Genomic DNA, 19,166 nt, shown 5'->3' with positions numbered 1-19,166 from the left:
GCCTAAACCTCTCAATTTTTAATTTTTCTTATTATATTTGACACATTTCCAATTGTTGGTTCTATCAAAACATCTTCTAATGGTATTGATATTTTAAATAATTCCTCTATTTCTGTTATTATTTGTATTGCCAATAAGGAATGTCCTCCTAGTTCAAAGAAATTTTCATCTTCTTCAATCTCTTTTATTCCAAGAAATTTGCTCCAACATTGTTTAACAATTTTAGAGATATCTCTATTTTTAATATCATCTTCATTTATTTCAATTTCTTTAGCTGACTCTTCATAATTATCATATTTACTTTCTATCCAATAGCTCTCCCCATCAAACTCATATGATGGAAATGGCTTTTTTAAAGCATTTTTATAGTCATATAATTTTTCAAATCTAATGTCATATCCACTCATCCATAAATTTGATATCAAAGTTAGAAGTCTTGAATATGAATTTATAATAAATTGATTCTCTTCACTGTTGACCTTTATATAACCTATCTCTTCTCTCTTTAAGGCTTTATATTCTAAACTTTCTTCTTGTTGTTCGTCTGCATACGTCATCAATAAATCTTCAAAGCTTATGTCATCATTATTAATTGCTTTTTCTAAGTCCTCATATAATTTATTTCCTATTTTTAATTTAAATTCACTTCCGAGCTCTTTCATAGTTTTTGCGAAACAAAATTCTAATGCAATTCTTATTGGGAATTTATCAGTATCATTAATTTCATCCACGCTCTCATTACTTAAAATATGAATAATATTAATACTTTTGCGATTTAATACTTCTGCACATATATTTATTGTATTTTTGAAAATTTCAATGTTTTCATACATATCTTTAAATATACCTATTTTACTTAAATCAAAATTTTCAAATGACATTACTAAATCTCTTTTTTCATATAAAGATTGATTCAATTCACTTGCGTTTAATTTTTCAATTAATTCTGACTGACTTCTATAAATAAAACTCTCTCTACATTTAAAATCTTTTCTATTTAAGTTATATATGAATAGTAAATCATCATCATTTACATTGTTATTTGTTAAGTAAAGTCCTAGCTTTTTCTTAATTGATAATAATGAATCATAAGTCTTAGCTGATAACTTTAAAATTTTTAATTGATCACTATTTTTTCTTTTAGGAGTTTCAAAATCATATCCTTCTAAAATCACATGAACATTTGATCCACCCATTCCAAACGAACTTACACCAGCTCTTCTTACTCCATCGATTTTTTCCCATTTTTTGAATTCCCTATTTATTTCAAATACGCTATTTTCTAGTCCTAGCTCCTTATTTACATTTTCACAATTTATAGATGGACATAAATATCCTTTTTCCAAACTTAAAATTACTTTTATTAATCCTGCAATACCTGATGCTGCTATAGAATGTCCTATATTTCCTTTTACTGACCCTATACTGCAATATTTTTTTCCTTCATATGGCATTATTTCTTTTAATGCATTTACTTCTATTGGATCTCCTATCTTGGTTCCTGTTCCATGAGCTTCAATATAACTTATAGTTTTAGGAGATATATCAGCAAAATCTATAGCATCTTTTATTACATTAGCTTGACCATTTATACTCGGTGCCATGTAAGAGACCTTATCATTTCCATCATTATTTATGGCTGTTCCACGTATTATTGCATAAATGTAATCTCCATCTTCTATTGCATCTTCATACCTTTTTAATATTAAGGTTCCTACCCCTCCTCCAAATACAGTTCCATCTGCATCTTCATCAAATGGTCTACAATGACCATTTGATGATAATATCTCACCAGGGTTATATAAATATCCTTCATCTTGACATACATTTATTGATACTCCTCCACTTAATGCCATATCACATTCGTAAGTTAGTAAGCTTCTACATGCTAAGCTAATTGCTGTTAAGGAGGAGGAGCATGCTGTTTGAATAGCCATAGATGGGCCCTTAAAATTTAGTTTATAGGATACTCTTGTTGCTAAATAATCACTACTATTTCCATGAAGAATAGCTACTTTATACTTTTCTAAATTGTTCTTTTGTATTGCCATTGGCAGTATGTTGTAGATTAGATATGTACTTATACCTACACCTGCAAACACACCTACATTACAATTTATTTTTTCAACATTATATCCTGCGTCCTCTATTGCCTTCCAAGCAGATTGTAAAAATAATCTATGTTGTGGATCCATGAACCTTGCTTCAATTGGATTTATATTAAAGAACGCTGCATCAAATTTATCAATATCATCTACTTTAGCTCCCATTTTTATATGATTACTATTTTTTGAATTTTCTTCGCTAGATTCTTTTTCAATACTCTTTACTGCCTCAACGCCATTTTTTAACAGTTCCCAATATTCATCTTTATTTTTAGCACCTGGAAATTTACAATCAATTCCTATTACTGCAATAGCATTTTCCATTTCACTCACTCCTATTTAATTTTCTTTTCTTATTATTTATTATTGCACTTCTAATTTTATTTCCTCTATTACCATGGTTTGTATCATTTTCCTTAACGCTTTTATCAATATATATTGCTAATCCCTTTACTGTTGGATATTTGAATATATCTACAATTGTTACCTTATACCCATATAAATTATAAAGTTTTGATTGCAACTTTATTGCTTTGAGCGAGTTTCCACCCACCTCAAAAAATTTGTCCTCTGGATCAATTGTCTCGCTTCCTAAAATCTCATTCCATACATTCATTATTTTTTTCTCTGTATCTGTTAGTAAGTTATCCTTTATACTCTTTTTACTACAGTCTTCTTTTATAATTTCAATTAATTTTTTATTATTTATTTTCCCATTATTATTTACAGGAATTTCCTTTAATACAAATACTTTTCTTGGTATCATATATGCATTTAAGTTTTCCGAAATATAATTGTTTAATTGATCCTGTTTAAAATCATTTCTAACAATAGCAAAAGCGTAAATTTCATTTTCATAAACTAAAACCTTGGAACTTCTAATTGATGTATATTCATTTAATATACATTCAATCTCAGATAATTCTACTCTATGTCCAGTTATCTTTACCTGTTCATCCATTCTTCCTATAAATTCAATTGTTCCATCTAAATTATATCTACCGTTGTCACCAGTTTTGTAAATTAAATCGTTCATATCTTCAAGATATTTGTTTCTAATAAATTTTTCATTGGTTAAGTTCTCATTTTTATAATAACCTTTAGATAAATATTTAGTGCGTATAGCTATTTCTCCTATTTCTCCTTCTGATAAGATATCATTATTGGAATTTAAAATTAACATTTGTACATCATCTATTCCCACACCTATTGGCAGTCTCTCTTTATATTTATCTAAATTTTTAAGATCATATTCCATATAAGCCATTCCTTGTGGTGTTTCTGTTGCTCCATAAAAATTTACAACTTTAGCATTAGGCGCAATTTTAGCGATTCTTTTTAAAAGTGTTTTTGTTAATAATTCTCCGCCTGTAAAAATAAGTTTTAAATCTTCAAGAACTATATTTTCATCTAATGGAGCCTGCGTTAAAACTACCTCTGATATACTTGGAGTAAGATTAACTACATTAATCTTATTTTTTAATAAAAATTCAAATAAATTATTTTCAATTAATTTTGGATTTTCAGGGAATATTAATATTCCTCCGGCCATAAGTGGAGTAAAGATATCTCTTAGAAATGGATCATGTGATATTCCAGAGAAGGATGCAAATCTATAATTAAAATCTATTCCATAAGTTTTTATCTTCCACTTTATAAAATGATTAATTGCACTGTTATTACCTTTTATGCATTTTGGTTCACTTGTAGTTCCTGAGGTTATTGATAAATATCCACATTCCTCATCATCAATACTTATGCTATAACTATTATTAGTTTCCTTTAATACTATAACGTCCATATTTTCTTTGCTAAATTCGATTATATTTTCTGCTGATTTATATAATTCCCTACTTAAACTATTTACGCTAATTATTGTCCTAACATCGCATTTTTTAATAGTTTCCTTTATTTTTCTAACAGAATAATTTGAATCTATAAATATGAATCTATCTCCAATTTCAATTACTGCTAACATAACACTAATTAAATCAATATCTTTAGAGGTTATTATAGCTATACATTCTCCTGTATTCAGATTTAATTCTATTAACTTTTCTTTTATCTCCTCAACTTTTTCTTTTAATTTCTTGTAAGTTATCTTTCTATTGCCCTGCATCAAAGCTGTCTCATAAGCTCTGTTTTTAACATTCTCCTCATATCCTTGTTGTAACTTAATATCTCTCACATAATTTAATTTATTTCTAAGATTTTTTAGTTCATCATTTTTAATTGGTAACAAGTATTCTTGAACTTTTTTCTTATGATTATTAACAACAGACTCTAATAAATGAACATAATTCCTTAGAATATTTTGCATTCTTATTTTTGAATATACATCTGCATAATAATTAAGTTTTATCTCAATACTATTTGCTTTTTCAAACGCATAAAAAGTCATGTCAAATTTTGCGTCTTGTTCATTGTTATCAATAACTGATGCTTTTAAATTTCCAATATTTTCTTCATGTAAATCAAAATTAATCATATTAAACATAACTTGGAATATAGGATTTCTACTCAAATCTCTTTTCGGATTAATTAACTGTACAATCTTTTGTAATTTAATTTCTTTATTATCAAAAGAATCTATAATTTCTTTTGATACGCCTTCTATTGCTTCTTCAATATTCATATAGTCATATATATTAAGCTTCAATATTGTAGTATCAATAAATAATCCAATTAAATTTTCCACTTGAGTATTTTCTCTCCCAAAGTTTGGCGTACCTATTATAATATCATTACGTCCTGTATATTTTCTTAAAAGAACTCCACATATAGTTATTAGAAATGAGAATCTTGTGATGTTTAGTTTATTACATAAACGTGTTATATTTTTATAAATATCATCTTTAATTTCAATACTTACTGAATTGCCATTATTACTCATTATCTGAGGTCTAATATAATCTTCTGGTAATTCTAAAATTAACTTTGTATCTTTAAATTTATCTTCCCAATATTTTTCCTTTGAAATTATATCCTCTCTATCCATTAAACTTTGTGTATACGCGTAATCTTGATATTGATATTTTAATGGCTCCATATCAATTTCTTTTTCTTCTAATAAATCAACATAAATCTCTTTGAATTCTTTTAATAGTATATTCATTGACCATCCATCACTAATCATATGATGAATTGTGAATAGAAGATAATAGACATCATTTTCATATCTTATTACTTTAAATTTAAATAGTGGATATTCATCTAATTTAAATATATTTTCTTTCATCTCTTTTATAGTGCTATTTAATTTCCTAGCTTTTTCTTCTATTTTGTCATTTAAATCAATATATTCAAATTTTAGATTTAAATCCTCTAGTATTTCTCCATAAACTTCATTATCAACTTCATAATATTTTGTTCTTAAAACATCATGCCTGTTTAATATTATCTTCATTACTTTATACAAATTATCTAAATCTAAGATTCCTTTAATTTTTAAAACTAGTGGTATGTTATACGATGTATCCTTTTGATTTATCTTGTTATATATCCATAACCCTTTCTGTTTTTCTGTTAATATAACTTTTTCATATTTAGGTTTTAATAGGAGTTTATTATTTGTTTTAACTGAATTTTTAATTAATTTCTCCAATCCTAAGATTGTTGTGTTCATCATTATATCCTTAAATTTTAATTCGATATCAAATTCATTTTTAATTCTTCCTATAAGTTCATATAACATGATAGAATTAAATCCTAGCTCTATTAAGTTATCTTCCATTGAAATTTCTTTATTATCTATGAAAGGCACTATTAACTCTGTTATTTTTTCTTGAGTTTTGTTACTTGCTTTAACTATTTTTCTAAATTCATAATTTTCCTTAAAATTGCTAAGCATTGCTTTTCTATCAATTTTTCCATTTGAAGTCAAAACCCAATTTTCTACTTTTATTAAATAATTTGGTATCATATAAGCTGGTAATAGCGTTTTAATATATTTATCAAGCTCTTGAATATCCAAGCTTTCATCTTTTAACTTAACCATTCCTATTAGTTTTTCATTTTCTAAAATTACTGCTGATGAAAGCACATTACTATTACTTTCTATAACTTTTTGAATTTCTTCTAATTCAATTCTAAATCCCCTCAGCTTAATTTGGTTATCAGTTCTTCCTATATATTCGATTTCACCTTTGTAACTTAATTTAACCAAATCACCAGTCTTATATATGATTTCATTACTATTAGGATCTTTAATAAACTTTTCCTTAGTCTTACCTGGTAATCCAATATATCCTTTGGCAAGGCCTATCCCGCCAATATACATCTCACCCTTGACTCCTATAGGACATTTATTCATTTCATTATTCAATATATATATATTAGTATTACTTATACTTTTCCCAATGCATACATTTTCCTCTTTATAACATCTACTTGTTGTATTCCATATTGTTGCTTCAGTTACTCCATATGCATTATAGAATTCATGATTATAAGCCCACTTATCCTTAATCATTTTACTGCATGGTTCACCTGCTGTTACTATTATTCGTAAATAATCTAATTCTTTGTTATCCATTGATTCCAAAATAGACGAAGGTACTGTCGTAATTGTAATTTTATTATTAATGTAAAATTCTCTAAGGACCTCGCCTGCACTCATTTTTTCTCTTTCATCAAAACATAGTATGGCACCATGCCCTATTGCCATTAGAATATCAAATACTGAAGCATCAAAACTTATAGATGCAAAAAAACTAACAATATCACTTGATGTAACATTAAATAATTTTTTCTGTTCATAAACAACATTTTGAATTCCTTTATGTGATACTTGTACACCTTTTGGTCTACCCGTAGACCCTGAAGTGTATATTATATATGCTAAATCCTCTTCACTTATTTCTAAATTTAAGTTTTCTCCCAAAACATTAGTATCTATATCTTTTAAGTCAAATACAATATTTCTATCAACTGTTAAATTATTAGTATCTATTTTATTTACTATTAGTCCATCAATATTTGAATTTTCTATTATATATTTAATTCTTTCCTGAGGGTAATTATTATCAATTGGTACATATGCTCCTCCAGCTTTCATAATAGCAAATATAGAAATTAATGTTTCTATGCTCTTTTCCATATATATTCCAATAACTAATTGCTTTTTAGAGAATTTTTTCAATATATTTCTTGCAAGAATATTACTTTGTCTATTTAATTCATAATAATCAATTTCTATTTTCTTATATCTAACTGCTATATTTTTAGGAATTTCTCTTGCATACTTCTCTAGATAATCATGGAATAACATTTTGCTATCAAATTTTTTCTTTTCTCCAATTAAAGATTTATTAATTTCGTCTTCATTAAATTTATCCACTAATTTATAAGCTTTAACTGATTTTGTATCATTACTTATAATTTCATTTACTAGTGCTAAATAACTTTCTAATATTACTTTTATTCCTTTTTCAGAATATATATTATCTTTATATTGTATTGAGAAATATAAATCGTCTTTACATTCTTCAACCATAAAAACTAATCCATATTGAACATCTTCAATTTCTAAATCAATTGATTTTAATGATATATTATTTAAATTTAATGTTGAATTAAATCCGTTTATATATAATGGATATTCACTTTCTTCTAATGTCTTTTCATAAACAAATACATGATTAAATATTTTATTGTCCACATTTAATAAGTTTTTATACAAATCATTAAATGATATATTACTATTTTCATAACAGTCTAAAAGATTTCTATGGCTATTATTTAAAAATTCCTTATAATTCATATCGGATTCTATCTTGCTTCTCATTAATATCGGTTTAACTGTATATCCTATTACATCTTGAAACTCATTGTTATCACGACCTGAAAAGAAGGTACCTATAATAAAATCTTTTTCTCCAGATAGCTTGTGGTAAAGGAGTTCATATGTGCTTAATAATACAGTAAATAATGAAACCCTATTAAGCTTTGCTAAACTTCTTATTTTATCAACTGTTCCCTTTTCAAGTTTAAATTTATAATACTTGCTCTTTCCGTCACTTGCTTCTGTTTGATAATTATCAATTGGAAAATTCTTTGCAAGTGAACTTCCTTCAAGTTTGTTTTTCCAAAAATCCTCATATTCTTTATACTCATCTGTATGTTTAATGTTCTTCTCATGCAATTGATAATATAAATATTTATAATCGTCATTTTCATCAATATTTACTTTTTCTGATAATATATCCTCATATAATCTACTCATATGTTTCAGTAATATATACACAGAAATACCATCTATAGCCACATGATGTATATTTATAAATAATACTTTTTTATCTTCCAAAACATATAAAGTTCCATTAATTACTTCCTTACTTAAATCAAAGGCAGTATTAGCTTCTTTATTTAGCTTATTTAATAATTCATTTTCATCACATCTACCTAATATCTCTATATTTAATTCATTTTTATTATCTTTTATAAATTGCTTTATTCGTCCATCTTCATACTTGTATAAAAGCTTTAGTGAAATATATTTATTGACTACTATATCAAATGCCTTTTTAAATATTGTCTCGTTGATTTCAGTAGTAATATACCAAGCAGCACACATATTATACATGGCACTTTCACTATTAATGTATTGATCAATTATTATAGCTTTTTGGCCTTCTGTGACATTATCACATATTTCTTCCAAATTAATTATTTCATTATCTTTTTTTATTGTTTCATGTAATTTATTAGTTTTTTCATTTAATAAAGTTATAATACTTGATATATCTTTTGCTACCACAAATTCATTAAATTTAAGCTTTACATTAAATTTTCTTTCCACTTTATTCTTAACTTCAATGAATTTTAATGAATCCATCCCTATATCAATCAATGAATTATTCTCATCAATTTTGTATTTATCAATATTTAATGCATTAGATATAATTTCTATAAATTCTTCTTTTATCTCTTCTCTTGAAACTTTTTTAACTATTCTGTCATTATTTAAAACTATTTCTTTAATTCTAGCCGGCTCAAAATTGTTGTTTAGCCAGCATGGCTTTTCTTCAAATTTATACGTTGGTATCCTCATCAAAGTAGCATTATCTGCCACAATTTTTTCCCAGTTAATATTGCATCCTATCTTATATAAATTTCCTAATGTTTCATAAAAAGATTTTAGATTATCATATGATCTTTTCAAACTAGCAATTGTCTTAACACCATCAATATCCTTTTGCATTATATAACCTAGCAATACACTACTTGGCGCAATTTCTACGAATAAATTAACTCCTCTATTGATTGCAGCGTTTACAGCGCCATTAAAATTTACTGTTTTACTCATATTTCTTGCCCAATAATTACTGTCAAGGTTTCTTGTATTTAAAATATCTCCAGTAACTGTAGATATGTACTTTTTAAGTGTAGGTTTACACTTGATAGTACATAAATTATTTATTAATTCTTCATTATATTTTTCTAATTCAATAAAATGGAATGCATAATTTGTTGGCAAATACCTATTACTAATTTTATTACTATCTAAATACTCCTTAAATTTACTTATATTTTGATTATTTCCTGATACAACTACAGAATTATCTGCATTAATTACTGATATTGATATACCTGGTACATTTTTTATAAGCTTCTCAACATATGCTGAATTCTTATTTATAGATAGCATTCTCCCTTTATTGGTGAACCTATCCATAATGTTGCTTCTATGATGTATGATCTTTACTGCAGTTTTTAATGAAATTGCTTCAACTTTATAAGCCGCTGCAATTTCTCCTAAACTATGTCCTATCGCCATTTCATAGTCAAGACCGTAATATTCCAATAGTTTAGCCAATGAAACTTCTATAGAAAATATCAATGGTTGTGCAACGTATGTCCCCATAATCAATTCTTTTGATTCAATAAATAAATATTCTTGAATATCACCGTGTCCTATATCAATGAATTCTTTTCTGCAAGCCTGAAATGTATTATTAAACTTTTCAAATTTTAATAATTCTCTTGCCATTCCAACCCATTGAGTTCCTTGCCCAGAAAAAATTAATGATATTTTATTATTTCTAGCTTCCTCTATATCTAATCCGTTCTTTAAAGTTTTATCTATCTTACTAATTAATTCTTCCTTATCTTTTACAACATAGCATACTCTATATCTCCTTGGCTCAATTCTAGTTGCTAAAGTGTATTCTAAATCTATCATTTTAAAATTTTCATTCTTATTAATTAATGACTTAATATCTTTTAGTCTAGAAATTAAGCTGCTTTTTTTATGTGCACTAATTGGAATTAAATAAAAACTTTTATTGTTTCTATCATCTCTTGTCTCCCGGTTTATTAGATTATTTCCTAGTATAATGTGACAATTTGTTCCTCCAAACCCAAAGGAGCTTACTCCTCCAATTTTGGTATCATTATTCCATTCTTGAATCTTGTCTTGAATTTGTATTTTTTTATATTCTAATTCCAATTTTGGATTTGAACTTTCATAATTTAAGCTCTTAAACAAAATATTATTATCTATACTTAAAGCTAACTTTATAAAACCTGCAATTCCAGAGGCTCCTTCTAAATGCCCTATATTGGTTTTTATTGAACCAACCTTACAATAGCTTTTCTCATCTCTTCCTCTATTTATAACATTGTTTATTGCTCCTATTTCAATTGGATCTCCTAATTCAGTTCCTGTACCATGAGCTTCAACATATTGTATATATGCTGGATCAACGTTAGCATTACTGCAAGCCTCCTTAATTAAAAGCTCTTGCATTTTTTTGTTAGGTGCTGTTAATCCAATAGACCTTCCATCTTGATTAATAGAACTTCCTTTTATAACCGCATATATGTGATTCTTATCTCTTACTGCTTTACTGAGTTTTTTTAATACTACAACTCCTACACCTTCTCCTCTAACATATCCGTTTGCTTTTTCATCAAATGTATGACATTTTCCATCTATTGAAAGCATGTTTGCTTCATCTAACATCTCATTAACATGCAAATCTAATATTAAATTTACACCTGCTGATATAGCTATTGTGTTCTCATTATTTTTAATACTCATAGCTGCTTCATGAATTGATACTAATGATGAAGAACATGCCGTATCAATAGTCATACTTACACCTTTTAAATCTAATAAATATGAAACTCTATTTGCTAACATACTTTGTGCATTTCCAAGTAAGGAGTAAAAACCACTTCTAGCGTTTAAATTTAATCTGGAATAATCGTTGTTTGATACTCCTACATATATACCTATTTTCTCATTCTGAATTATTTTTTTTGTTATTCCTGCATCTTCAATGGATTTAACTACTTCTTGTAATAAAGTTCTTTGCTGTGGGTCCATATTATTAGCTTCTTCCTGAGAAATATTAAAATAATCGAAATCAAATAATTCTATATCATTCAAATATCCACCATTAAAAATTGGATTATTAAAATATTTTTCTTTATTTTCATAACAAAGTAACTCTAATCTTTCATTCGGTATTTTAGTTACCAAATCTCTTCCATTCTTTAAATTATCCAAAAATTCTTCTATACTGCTGCTCCCTGGAAATCTACAGGACATTCCTACAACTGCTATATCCTCATTATTATAAATATTATTTTCTTTACTTCCATTTGTTTCATTGTTATTTTCATATACAGATAAAACATATTCAACTAGTAAATTAACTGTTGGATAATCAAAAAGTACTGTTGGATCAAGTTTAATACCCAAAAATTCTTGTAACTCACCAGAAAACAAAACAGCATCCTTAGAATCATATCCAAAGTAAAAAAAAGATTCATCACATGAAATTTTGTTTATTGTGTTATTAGTTTTTTTAGCAATATTCTTTAATACAAATTCTAGAATTTCACTTTTACTTATTTTCTTCATCGCCATACCTCTTAACTATTGAATCAAAATTAAAATATACGTATTTTTTTATGATAGGATAAATTCCTTGTTTTTTATTTGGCCTCACATACTTGTTTTATAATAAAACATTCTTTTTCTAAAATAGTGCACCAATTTTATCAAAACGTAAACCCATTTTTCATCAAACAATCAATTTGTATCATAAAAAGAAATTTATTATCATATTAAATAGTGATATCTAAAAATATACGTTTTATGCGTAGAATATGAGTTTTATTCTAAATAATATTGACTGTATATTACTATTTAATGTATATGTAATATTATTAAACAATAATATTATTTACATTTTTAAGTATTAGTTTTATGATACTAACTTTTAAAAATTATTGAGATAGGAGATATACTGTAACCATGAATGAAATTTTATCAGTAAAATCAATCATTAAAAAATATGATAATAGAACTACAGCAGTAAATAATGTTTCATTAGATATTGTAAAAAATACATTTACTACATTAATTGGTCAAAGTGGATCTGGGAAATCTACATTACTAAATATTATGTCTGGACTACTAGCACCTACAAGTGGCTCTATTATTTATAATAACAAAAATATAACTAAATTTTCTGATTCAGATTTATCTGAATTTAGACGTAATGATATTGGCCAAATATTTCAAAACTATTATCTTTTATCTAATCTTACCGTTGAGGAAAATATAAAGATTGGATTTATTAAAGAAAAGAGAGGTTACTCTTTAAAAGAATTAGTATCCATACTCGGAATAGAAAATCTCTTAAATAAGTTTCCTAGTGAACTATCAGGGGGACAAAAACAACGAGTTGCTATTGCTAGAGCTTTAATTAAAAATCCTGATATTTTATTCTGTGATGAGGCCACTGGTGCACTAGATGAGGAAAATAGCAAAAATGTTATTGCTTTATTACATGAACTTAAAGTTAAGTATGGTTTAACAATAATATTCATTACCCACAATTATGAAATTGCAAAAACATCTGAAAGAATTATAACAATTAAAAATGGAGAAATCTACAAAGATAAATTAAATACTAATCCAATACTTCCATCTCAAATGAGTTGGAATTAGTTTCATAATATTCTTCGAAAGGATTGGTTCATAATGAGATATTTAAGAAAACAAATCTATTATAATATTATTAAAAATAAAAGTTATATTATAGTATTATTTTTAATTTCACTTTTAGCATCATTTATGTATTTTTTTGTTGAAATATCAATAGATGCAAATATAACCAAAGTTAATTACTATAATCAAAAACAGAAGTTAGAAGACTTTAGATTTACTGCTAATGATAGTGATATTAGTTCTCTAGAACATACTTTTAACTTTACCAGCGAAAAAAGATATATAAAAAAAATACTCTCTAATAATAATTATAATTATTTTTTTATAAATAATCCTAAGAAAATAAACATTCCCTTCTTAATAAATGGAGCTTTACCAATTAAAAAAGATGAAATTGCAGTTTTTCCACAATTTCTGAATTTTAATAATTTGCATATTGGTGATAATTATACAATAGATTCTAAGAATTATTTGATAGTTGGAACTATTTCTCTGCCTGATTATTGTGCGTTTATTCCATATAAAGAATTACAACAAAATTACAACACATCAACCTTTGTACTAACAACAGAAGATTCATATAATTCTGTAAATGGACAAGAATATATATATTATAGTGGAAAATTTAATAATCCAGATTCAGACATTAATAATATAATATCCAAAATGTACCTAGATAGCAGATTCACTTACTTAGAAGATTCTAATTCTATTTCTAGTGATTCTTCTCTTAAATCTGCATTATCTTCAAATTATATTTTAGCAGAAACATTCTTAATTATATTAACACTGATTAGTATGTTTATTTATTATATGTTTTTCAAAAAATTCTTGTCTTTAAATAGAGAAGATTTCGGATGTTACAAGGCCCTTGGTTTTACTAATTTAAGTATTACAGTAATAATAATCAAATTTTTTATTATATTATCATCTATTGGATTAATTCTAGGATTTATTTTTGGATATTTCGGATCTAGTATATTAATAAATTTGTATAAAACTTCATATTCCTTTCCTACTTTCATAAAAGGAATATCCTTTTCAAGCTTAATAAATGGAATATTTACCTTTAATATCGCAATTTCAATTGTTATTTATTATAGCATAATATCCTTTATAAAAATTGATACTTCATTACTACTAAATAATACTGATACTAATCAAAAGAATATAAGAATTAGATCTTTTGCAAACAAAATATCAAAACTAATGCCTAGTAAATTTAGAATTTCCTCTCGTATAATATTAACAAAGATTGCTTCATTGCTTTTGTCTTTCATTTCCATTTTAATCACAAGTACTTTGTTTATCACTAGCTACTCATTAAATCAATCTAGTGAAAAAATTATATCATACGAAACCCTTGGCAGAAATTATTTATACGATATAAATTATGAAAAAAATCAATATAAAACCCAAAACTTAGATGATTCTAACGATTATTATCTTAGCAGTAATATAAAATTATTATTGAACTCAAATTCTATTCTTTCTGAGAAACTTATAGGCTTAGACTCAAATCCTAAATTATTTAATATTTTTAATAAAAAAAATGAAAAGATACCTTTAAGTGATAACAATGATTTTATAATTAATCAATCCCTAAGTATTTTATATGGCCTAAAAAAGGGTGATAAAATTACTTTTAAATTAAATAATGAGAACCATACTTGCATTATCTCTGATGTATGTATAAATGGAGATTTTGATTCTATTTATGTTTCTCGTAATATTTTAGCCTCTTGGCTCAAGGTTCCATCTGGTGCTTATTCAGGAATATTAACTAGTAACTCTAGTCTCACTTCTGATAAAAATTGTGCTATTTCAACCCTTGATGAAAAACTACAGTCTCTAAAAAATAATGCTGTCTCAAATAAAACAAGTGCTATATTGGATCAATTATTAGGAATAGTCATAGCTTGTTTATTAATCTATCTAATATTATTACTGAACTTTCATGATAACGAGCATGACATTATAATCTTAAATTTATTAGGATATAAAGCAAAAGAAATTAAAAGAATGTTAATAGATATTTACAGGCCTGTATTTTCTGTATTATTTATAATTTCTTTACCTTTTTCAATAATTATTTCGGAGAAAATTCATAAATTTATTTCAATAGAAACAAATGATTTTATTCCATTCTCTACGAATATATTATTCATTATATTTACTTTTATCATTATAAACTTAATTTATAGTGTAGTAGTATTATTATTTAATAGGAAAGTGCGTAAAATTATCATTGAAAATCCACTTGAATACTTAAATTAACCTGAGTTAGAAAAATAATCGAGTAGGAGGTAGACAATTATTTTGTCTACCAACCTCTTACACCACCACACATAATGTTCGGTATGTTTGAGAACATTAGAATTTATATTATAGTAATTGGAGCTGTTGCAAAACTAACATAATTAGTTTTGTAGCGGCTCATCTTTTTAGATATAAAAAATGTAAATTCCGAAGAACTCACATTCATTTCATAATTTACTTATACTAAGAACCAAATTACACAATAAAGATTATACTGAGATTAATGATAATTTTCAACTTATATTACCATTAAATCTAGAAAATTTAATACCATCAGATGATTCAGTCCGCTTGCTAAGCCATGTATTGTAGGGGATTAGATTACACGAAGTTGTGTAAGGCGTACTCTTCCGTTGGAAGAAAACCGGCAGTGGAACCTAAAATCATATTTAAAATAATATCATATGCTTATTCTCAAAATATTCATTCAATCAGAGAAATCGAAAAAGCATGCAGAAGAGATATAAATTTCAAGTGGTTACTTCATTGTTATAAGGCACCGGATCATTCTACAATCAGTAGATTTTGTAAAGACTATATTTCAAATGAAGTAATTGAAGATTTATTTTATCAACAAGTTAATTATTTAGCAAATCAAAATGAAATACTATTTGAAAATGCATTTATTGATGGTACTAAAATCGAAGCAAATGCTAATCGTTATACATTTGTTTGGAAAAAACTATTTTAAAAAATGAAGAAAAAATGTTTGATAAAGTTCTTCAATGGCTTGAATATGAAAAAAAGAAACATAGAGTTTGTTCATGAAATTGGTAAAGGAAAAACTAAAATTCAAAAGTGGACGGAGCAACTATCTGAATATAAAGAGAGAGAAGAAAAATATAATTTGAGTAAAAAATATTTTCAAAAAGAAATAGTTATTTTAAAACTGATCCAGACACAACTTTCATGCATATGAAAGTTGATCATATGAGAAATAGTCAATTAAAAACTGCATATAATGTGCAAATCGCAGTTGAAAGTGAATACGTAACTGGTGTCGGAATATTTGATTATAGAAATGACATAGCAACATTACATTAATACCTATGCTTAATAATAGGAACGAAAAAATCGGTCCTAAATATCTTAATATAATTGCAGACTCAGGTTATGAAAGCGAAGAAAATTATTTATTCTTAGAATCAAATAAGCAAACTCCTTATATAAAACTACAAACTTATGAGAAGTGGAAAAAAGGAAGTTTTAAAAATGATATAAGTAAGCGCGAAAATATGAAATATGATGCTGAATCGGATTTCTATATTTGTCATAACAATAGAAAATTAATACCGACTTCTATTATTTACAGAAAATCCGCAAGTGGATACAAATCAGAAGTAACTATGTATGAATGCGAAAACTGTGATAATTTCGATTACAAAGTAAAATGCACAAAAGCAAAAGGAAATAGAAAAATGCAGGTTTCAAAAACTTTTGTGGAAAAGCGTGAAATATCCTATAAAAATATTACAACTGAATTTGGAACTAAATTAAAAATGAATAGATCTATTCAGGTGGAAGGAGCATTTGGAATTCTAAAAAGTGATTATGAATTCAATAGATTTTTAACACGTGGAAAAAATAGCGTTCAAACTGAATTTATTTTGCTTTGTTTTGGTTATAACATTAACAAATTACATTCAAAAATACAAAATGAAAAAACTCAAAATCATCTTCATGAATTGAAACCTACTGCCTGATTATGGAATAAATTAACTGGGCTTATTTTAGTGCGCTTAAAAATCAGAAATATTTAAATAATTAATATTGTATTTCAAATATTTAGAAATTTGCTAGTTTAAACCGAAAAGGAGCATCGCTCCTGATTAAAATTTAATCATTTTGCGACACTTCCTTGTTATTTAAAGACTTGCTTGGTATATAACTATTTGAGATTCTCGAATAGCCTTTTCTTGTATTTACATATTTCAGCGTTTTGCATTTCTTAATCCCTAGCTTAACTAAATTTCTTTGTTTAATGATAATCTTATTCTATTATTTCCATATGCAAATCTTAGCCTTCTTATTCTTTAACCATCTAATTCTTCTAGCTTACCACGAGCGTTAGCTATCCCATAATAATTCCCCCTCTCATAATTTGATTTAATTTTAATTCTATTTTTCATACCGCTTCGTAATCGTCAAATAATCGATGCATGGCGGTATCATAACTTAAGTGATAAAATAAACTAAACAAAAAAATTTATATTTTCTGTTTGTTACAATTTTATATAGAAATAATTGTTTAATAATCCTAACACGCAACTCATCTGGAATACTTTCAGACCATGCATACATTTTCTAACATGTCTCTTTCCTTAACTTCTGAATTTACTAACACTTCTAAGAAACATACTCAATATTCCTCTGCTGCTAAGACTTTGGCCTTAGCCGTCTCAATAATACTATAAAAAAGCGTACTTGATTTTGCACCTTTTAATATCTCTTAAAAGACATCCAATTTTTTCTGCCAATTACAAATGGTTTTATAGCTCTCTCAGCTGCATTATTATCAATTTCAAGATATCCATTTGTCAAGAAAGTTCTCATATATGGCAATAACTTTTTAGAATATGCAAGAACTTTACCTAGAGAACTTCTAGGAAGATCATTAACAATTTCATTATCTATATATTCTTGAAACTTTCTAAGAATCAAGTACAAATCTCTTGAACCTTATCGTATATCGATCATCATACCAATAATCACTATCTATGTATTGTTCCCTTATCTCTTTTTCGATTTCATAAAGTTGCTAACAATAATTAACCCCAGCTAGTGTATATAATTACTTTAAAGCTTCAATGTTTAAGGTTGATATTATGTGAAAGAATTTTCTTCGAATATGAGCTATACAATCTAGTCTTTTTATCTTTTTGACTTTATTATATTTATCATATCCATCTGCCTGAAAATAACCTGAAAATCCCTTAAGAAATTCTTCAGAACAAGAGCCAGATCGCATTTTCTGATAGTCATATAAAACCATTAATTTTTCAATGCCTCTAGATCGATATAACCAGATGAATCTTTTGGAATTAAAATCTTTTATGTATTCCTCAATAACCTTTACATATGTTTCATTGGTATGGATATAACTTCCTATTAATATCTCCTCTTTCATATAATCAAAAACAGGCGGAAGTTTATTTGCACAGCTTATTATTCAGTTATATAATGTCTGACTTGAAAAATTAACATCCATCATCTTAAAATATGATTCAACTCCATATAATGTAATTTAATATTTATATTTCATAACAAACAAGGCTTTTTCTTAAATCTATTATTTCGCATACAAGATAAACTGTATTAACTTTATTAAGATTAAACATTGGTAATCAAATCCTTAAGCATTTAATCTTCTCTTCATAGATCTTTCACTACTTCTTATCTCAGCTCTACTTTCGCAAAATAAAATAAAAAGCTATAAAAAATTTTCTTCTAGATATAATGTCCACTACTCTTTTACCTTTAAAGTATACATTATGGTTGCAAATGTCGGCATCAAAATGCAGCTTAATTCTAAAGTTATTAACTATCAACATTGATGCTGCTCTGCATATATGGTTCAATAGCGTTAAAGGGAACCGCAGCAATAAATGAAGCTATGACTAAGGGAAGGCTAGTATATATGCTTTTCAATATAAATGCTAACATATAATATCAGATGTTCATACATTTTATTTATAAACATTTTAGACTCAAATATTTGTACATTTTGCTATTTCAATTTATATAAGCATTCTATATTAACTTAGTTATTTCTATAA

6 protein-coding genes and 1 pseudogene are annotated in these 19,166 nt (G+C 26.3%); 3 read left to right on the top strand and 4 right to left on the bottom strand.

Annotation, left to right across the window (positions count from 1 at the left end):
• Positions 1–11 precede the first annotated feature (11 nt).
• Complete coding sequence (locus tag L3B96_RS13520; protein WP_238861406.1) at positions 12–2,429, bottom strand: type I polyketide synthase; 2,418 nt, start codon at positions 2,427–2,429, stop codon at positions 12–14.
• Between the two features lies 1 nt (position 2,430).
• Positions 2,431–11,976 (bottom strand): non-ribosomal peptide synthetase/type I polyketide synthase, encoded by a 9,546-nt coding sequence (locus tag L3B96_RS13515; RefSeq protein ID WP_238861405.1) that lies wholly within the window; start codon positions 11,974–11,976, stop codon positions 2,431–2,433.
• 396 nt (positions 11,977–12,372) lie between these two features.
• Here L3B96_RS13515 and L3B96_RS13510 point away from each other — a divergent pair, with 396 nt between their 5' ends.
• The 3 genes and pseudogenes from L3B96_RS13510 to L3B96_RS13500 all read left to right on the top strand — a co-directional run bounded on the left by L3B96_RS13510 (position 12,373) and on the right by L3B96_RS13500 (position 17,093).
• Positions 12,373–13,071, top strand: coding sequence for an ABC transporter ATP-binding protein (locus L3B96_RS13510; RefSeq protein WP_238861403.1), 699 nt, complete (start codon positions 12,373–12,375; stop codon positions 13,069–13,071).
• 33 nt (positions 13,072–13,104) lie between these two features.
• Positions 13,105–15,348 (top strand): FtsX-like permease family protein, encoded by a 2,244-nt coding sequence (locus L3B96_RS13505; protein WP_238861401.1) that lies wholly within the window; start codon positions 13,105–13,107, stop codon positions 15,346–15,348.
• A gap of 261 nt (positions 15,349–15,609) precedes the next feature.
• Positions 15,610–17,093 (top strand): annotated as a pseudogene (locus L3B96_RS13500) (IS1182 family transposase).
• A 736-nt stretch (positions 17,094–17,829) separates the two neighbouring features.
• Here L3B96_RS13500 and L3B96_RS13495 read toward each other — a convergent pair.
• Positions 17,830–18,051: a transposase gene (locus L3B96_RS13495; protein ID WP_238861400.1), complete on the bottom strand. Its 222-nt coding sequence runs from the start codon at positions 18,049–18,051 to the stop codon at positions 17,830–17,832.
• A 130-nt stretch (positions 18,052–18,181) separates the two neighbouring features.
• Positions 18,182–18,556 carry a transposase gene (locus L3B96_RS13490; protein ID WP_343073095.1) on the bottom strand — a complete coding sequence of 125 codons (375 nt, stop codon included), beginning with the start codon at positions 18,554–18,556 and terminating at the stop codon, positions 18,182–18,184.
• Positions 18,557–19,166: the final 610 nt, after the last annotated feature.

The organism is Clostridium sp. YIM B02569 (genome assembly GCF_022320765.1).
Lineage (GTDB): Bacteria > Bacillota > Clostridia > Clostridiales > Clostridiaceae > Clostridium > Clostridium beijerinckii.
The sequence above is the reverse complement of the archived record's forward strand: the minus strand, read 5'-3'. Positions and strand labels throughout refer to the sequence as shown.